Raw genomic sequence first — 454 nt, 5'->3', positions numbered from 1 at the left:
CGTCGGCCCGTACATGTTCCACAGATCGACACCGGCAGCACGCAGACGCGTCGCCAGTTCGCCAGGCAATGCTTCACCGCCGCACAGGCCTTTCAGCGAAACGCGTCGCGCACCGGCAGGCCAGCCCGAGTCCAGCAGCATGCGCCACGTTGCCGGCGTCGACTGCATCGCCGTTGCTGAATGCTTCTCCAGCAACCCGGCCAGCAGACGGGCGTCACGCGCTTCATCGCGCGAGGCCACCACTACCTTTGCCCCCACGATCAGCGGCAGGAACAGTTCCAGCGCGGCAATATCGAACGACAGCGAGGTCACCGCGACCAGCGTGTCGTCCGCCGTCAGACCCGGTTCGCGCGCCACGCCGTGCAGGAAATTCGTCAGCGCGGCGTGACGCACCATCGTGCCTTTGGGCTTGCCCGTCGAACCCGATGTATAGATCACGTACGCAAGCTGTTCG

Annotated in this window: 1 protein-coding gene; it reads right to left on the bottom strand. The window is 65.4% G+C overall.

What is annotated here, in order from left to right; all coding sequences use genetic code 11:
• A partial coding sequence (locus tag PQR67_RS38240) for an AMP-binding protein (protein WP_408467963.1) occupies positions 1–454 on the bottom strand: 454 nt, incomplete at both ends.

Source organism: Paraburkholderia fungorum (assembly GCF_046026025.1).
In the GTDB taxonomy this organism is placed as follows: domain Bacteria; phylum Pseudomonadota; class Gammaproteobacteria; order Burkholderiales; family Burkholderiaceae; genus Paraburkholderia; species Paraburkholderia fungorum_E.
This window is presented reverse-complemented; position numbering and strand designations above follow the sequence as displayed.